The organism is Methylobacterium sp. B1, from assembly GCF_000333255.1.
Taxonomy (GTDB): Bacteria; Pseudomonadota; Alphaproteobacteria; order Rhizobiales; family Beijerinckiaceae; genus Methylobacterium; species Methylobacterium fujisawaense.
In genome coordinates this window covers 1-4,064 of the sequence record NZ_BACT01000206.1, presented here as the reverse complement: position 1 = coordinate 4,064, position 4,064 = coordinate 1, and the positions used below count along the sequence as shown (strand labels likewise).

Genomic DNA, 4,064 nt, shown 5'->3' with positions numbered 1-4,064 from the left:
GCCCGCCTGCTGCGGCGGATCGCCGGCGAGCACGCCGTCCTGGTGGTCGAGCACGACATGCACTTCGTCCGCGACCTCGGCTGCCGGGTCACCTGCCTGCACGAGGGCGCAGTGCTGGCCGAGGGTTCGATCGACGCGGTCTCGGCCGACCCGCGGGTGGTCGAAGTCTATCTGGGACGATGACCATGCTCAGTGTCGAAGGCATCGACCTCTATTACGGCGCCGCCCAGGCGCTCCGCGGCGTCTCCCTGACGGCCGAGGCCGGGCGGGTGACGACGGTGCTCGGCCGCAACGGCGTGGGCAAGACCTCGCTGATGCGGGCGATCGTCGGCCAGCAGCCGGTGCGCTCCGGCGCGATCCGGCTCGACGGCCGTCCCATCCAGAACCTCGCCCCCTACGACCGGGCGCGGGCCGGGATCGCCTTCGTGCCCCAGGGCCGCGAGATCTTCCCGCTGCTCACCGTCAAGGAGAACCTGGAGACCGGCTTCGCGCCGCTGAAGCGCCGCGACCGCCACATCCCGGGGGAGATCTACGACCTGTTCCCGGTGCTCAAGGACATGCTGCACCGGCGCGGCGGCGATCTCTCGGGGGGCCAGCAGCAGCAGCTCGCCATCGCCCGGGCGCTGGTGACCCGGCCGAAGCTCCTCGTGCTCGACGAGCCCACGGAGGGCATCCAGCCCTCGATCATCAAGGATATCGGCCGGGCGATCACCTATCTCCGGTCCAAGGGCGAGATGGCGATCGTGCTGGTCGAGCAGTATTTCGCGTGGGCGCGCGACCTCTGCGATTCCTACGCGGTGATGGATCGCGGGCAGGTGGTGCTGGCCGGCCCCCGGGCCGGGATGGTGGAGGCCGACGTGCTCCGGTGGATGTCGGTGTAGGGCGCGCCGGTCGCCACGCCCCTGCCGGTGCTGCGCCGGAGGCACTTGGGAATCCGGCCCTCCGATCCGATTATTCGGACGGATGTTCAGCAATCAGACGATGGGCAACCGGAACATCGGTCACGAAATCTGTGTTCACCGCCTCGTTCGGCCAAGGTTAAACCACAATTTGGGTTCGCCATGGGGGTCAACCACGGGGGCGCCCATGACGATCCTGGATCCGATCACCGGCGAGCTGGTCACCATCTCCCTACCAAGGCCGCGTCCGCAGACCGGTCCGCGCTGACAGGCGGTGGGGCCTCATGACGAACGCGACCGATCGAAGAACCGGACGCCGCGGCGGTCGTAGCGGCCGCCCCCAGATCCGGACGATGCCGCCGGGCCTGCTGCTGGCCGGCGGCACGGGGGCGAACGCCGCGCTGACGGCCATCGACCTCATCGCCCAGGCCCGCGCGGCCCGCCGAGAGGCCGAATCGCGCGACGGTGCGGACCGCGCGGAGCAGGGCTGACGGCGGCGACCGATTCGGTCACGCCATCGCCCGCCTGTGAGAATCGGGCTCCGCGCGACGCGGGCGTCCCGCCGGCTGCCGGGTCGGCACGGTCCGGCTTGAAAGCACCCGCGCAGGAGCGTCAGAAGGCGCCAGCCTCGCAACCGCTGACGGGTGACTCATGAAGATCGGTGTCCTGATCCTGGCTGGAGCCTGCGGCGTGATCGTCGGGATCGTCATCGGATACGTGGCGGGCACGCGCGTCAGCCAGGCCTTCGCACGGCTGCCGGTGACCGACCGCTCCCCCGCCGCCCAGGCGCTCCGGATCGTAACGCAGATCGCCACCGAGCACGGCCTCACCCGGGACGCGCTGCTGAAGGCGATGATCGACCCTCAGGCCGGCGGGGAGGGGACGGAGCGTCCCGGCAAGGGCACCGGCAAGGACCGGCGCGATCTGGCCCGGTAAGGGGCCCGGCAATGGGCCCGGTAAGGGGAAATCCGCGACCGCATGCGCGCCGGCCTCACGCGACCGGCACCGGCCGCGGGCGTAGCCTGATGCTGGCGGCGACGAGGACGGAGCGCAGCTCGGCCGGCCGAACCGGCTTCGAGAGGATCGGGATGTCCGGTGCGCCCAGATCCTCGCGCACGCGCGCCTCGTCATGGCCGCTCATCACCACCGCCGGCAGCGCACGGCCCGCCAGGCCGCGGACCGCCGCGATGCATTCCGTTCCCGTCACGCCGCTCCGGAGTTCGAAGTCGGTGATGAGGAGGTCGATCTCGGGCAGCGCACCGGGGATCCCGGCCTCGGCCTGAACGCGGCATCCCCATTTGCGCAGCAGGCTGGCCGTCGCCCGCAGGACGGCGCCGTCATCCTCCACCAGCAGCACGCGCAGCCCGCCGATCGTCGCCGGCGGGTCGAGGGCGTCGCGCGGGGCCGCGGGCACCGGAGCCTCGGCGAGGGGGAGGTCGCCGATGGTCACGCAGGTTCCGCGCCCCGGCACCGAGCGCAGGGTCACCGCCAGGTCCAGCAGCGCGCCGAGCCGCCGGACGATCGGCAGGCCCAGGCCCACGCCCTCGACGTCCCGGTCGCCGCGGCGGCGGATCTGGTAGAATTCGTCGAAGACCCTGTCCTGATGCTCGGCCGGGATTCCGGGGCCGCGATCGTAGACCTGGATGGCGAGCCGACCGCCCCGCCGCCGGCACGCGATCAGGATCGGCCGGCCGGGCGCGTACTTGATCGCGTTGTTGACGACGTTCTGCAGCATCGTCGTGAGCAGCGCCCGGTCGGTGTCCACGACGCTGGCGCAGGCACGGCGGCGCAGGACCGTCCCGGCAAGCTGGGCGGCCTCGGAATTCTGGCGCCACACGTCGTCGAGGATGTCGTTGACCGGGACAGGCTCGGGGCGGGGCACCACCCGGCCGCTGTCGAGGGTCGAGATATCCAGAAGCGACTTGAACAGGCGCGAGACGCTCTGCAGCGACCGGTCGATGTTCTCGACCATCTGCAGTTCCTCCCGACCCAGCGGGGCGTCCCGCAGGCAGGCGGTGAACAGGCTGATGGCATGGATCGGCTGGCGCAGATCGTGGCTCGCCTGAGCCAGGAAGCGCGACTTGGACAGGTTCGCCTCCTGCTCGCGCTCATAGGCGCGGCGCAGACGCTCCAGGAGGCTGTAGATGTAGGTCGGCACGAGGACGGTGATGGCCGCCAGCGTCAGGACGAGAAACGGATTGCCGCGCCAGTACGCGTTGAAATACGTCGTGACCGCGAGCGAGACCAGGGCCGCGGCCGTGGACGCCTTCAGGGAGGTGCCCCCGTAGCGCAGGCCGTTGCCGACGATCAGCCGGATGACGATCGCGTAGAGCGGCAGGAACGGCGCGCCGCCCACGGCCATCGCGTAGGTCATTCCGCCGAGATCGAGGGCGAAGGTGACGACGCGGCGCGGCGTGTTGCTGCCGGGATGCCGGGCGATCCAGCCGTACAGCGCGACGGCGAAGACCCAATGGCCGGTCACGAGATAGGCGACGAACCGGGCTTCCGGCGGGGCGATGCCACCGTAGATCTGGGGCAGGAGATACAGGCAGGCGCAGCCGATGACGACGGCTCGGATGAGGGCCTGCGCCTTCTCGTTGTCGTACGCCTCGTCCCGCTGGCGGCGCGGCTGGAACATCGGCGATCAGGCCGGGCCGGAAGCGAACGGCACGGCCCCGACGCCGTCCCGGGACTTCACGGGGGCTGCGCCTCCGGCATACGGCCCGCCCCCCCTCCTGCCGGCCCCGGTATCCTGCTGTCGCGTCATCGTGCGAACTGCCCAGCCGTATCACCGCCCGGACCCGGGTAACGGCCGCAACCGTCGCCGACCGAGGACAGATCTCCCAAGCCTACCTGAGGGTGAGCAGCACTACCAGTGGTAAAAAGAAGGGGCGATCGGGCGACGCGGACGGCATTTCCGGGCGCCGGGCGGCTATACAATCCTCGACAATCCTCGGCACAGCCCAGTCCGATCATCACAACAACATCGATTTGGAAAATATTCAGTGTGATCTTGTTTACGACACTGCAAAAATAGTCTCGCTCCACGGCCGAGTGCTCCCGGCGACCGGCACCCCGTGGCGTGGCGGGTGGCCCTCCGGGAGGCCGGCCGGGTGGCCGGCCTCAGCGGTAGGTGCCGGTGGCCGGGTCGAATCGATAGAGGCG

The 4,064-nt window shown here is 70.4% G+C and carries 4 protein-coding genes and 1 pseudogene; 4 read left to right on the top strand and 1 reads right to left on the bottom strand.

Features of this window, described 5'->3' with window-relative positions:
- From I53_RS05450 to I53_RS05435, 4 genes and pseudogenes are all read left to right on the top strand, one after another.
- Positions 1-183 (top strand): annotated as a pseudogene (locus I53_RS05450) (ABC transporter ATP-binding protein); the annotation flags it as partial.
- A 2-nt stretch (positions 184-185) separates the two neighbouring features.
- Positions 186-881 (top strand): urea ABC transporter ATP-binding subunit UrtE, encoded by a 696-nt coding sequence (gene urtE, locus I53_RS05445; RefSeq protein ID WP_043347553.1) that lies wholly within the window; start codon positions 186-188, stop codon positions 879-881.
- 302 nt (positions 882-1,183) lie between these two features.
- Positions 1,184-1,390: a hypothetical protein gene (locus tag I53_RS05440; protein ID WP_043347550.1), complete on the top strand. Its 207-nt coding sequence runs from the start codon at positions 1,184-1,186 to the stop codon at positions 1,388-1,390.
- Between the two features lie 160 nt (positions 1,391-1,550).
- Positions 1,551-1,835: a hypothetical protein gene (locus I53_RS05435; RefSeq protein ID WP_051044681.1), complete on the top strand. Its 285-nt coding sequence runs from the start codon at positions 1,551-1,553 to the stop codon at positions 1,833-1,835.
- 55 nt (positions 1,836-1,890) lie between these two features.
- Here the strand turns inward: I53_RS05435 and I53_RS05430 are convergent, their stop codons facing one another.
- The gene (locus I53_RS05430; protein WP_043347548.1) at positions 1,891-3,537 is read right to left on the bottom strand and encodes a hybrid sensor histidine kinase/response regulator; all 1,647 of its coding nucleotides are present in this window, start codon (positions 3,535-3,537) and stop codon (positions 1,891-1,893) included.
- Positions 3,538-4,064: the final 527 nt, after the last annotated feature.

Bases quoted from the DNA above. Each gene is read 5' to 3' on its own strand.
- urtE (WP_043347553.1), top strand. From the start codon at position 186: ATGCTCAGTGTCGAAGGCATCGACCTCTATTACGGCGCCGCCCAGGCG.
- I53_RS05440 (WP_043347550.1), top strand. From the start codon at position 1,184: ATGACGAACGCGACCGATCGAAGAACCGGACGCCGCGGCGGTCGTAGC.
- I53_RS05435 (WP_051044681.1), top strand. From the start codon at position 1,551: ATGAAGATCGGTGTCCTGATCCTGGCTGGAGCCTGCGGCGTGATCGTC.
- I53_RS05430 (WP_043347548.1), bottom strand. From the start codon at position 3,537: ATGTTCCAGCCGCGCCGCCAGCGGGACGAGGCGTACGACAACGAGAAG.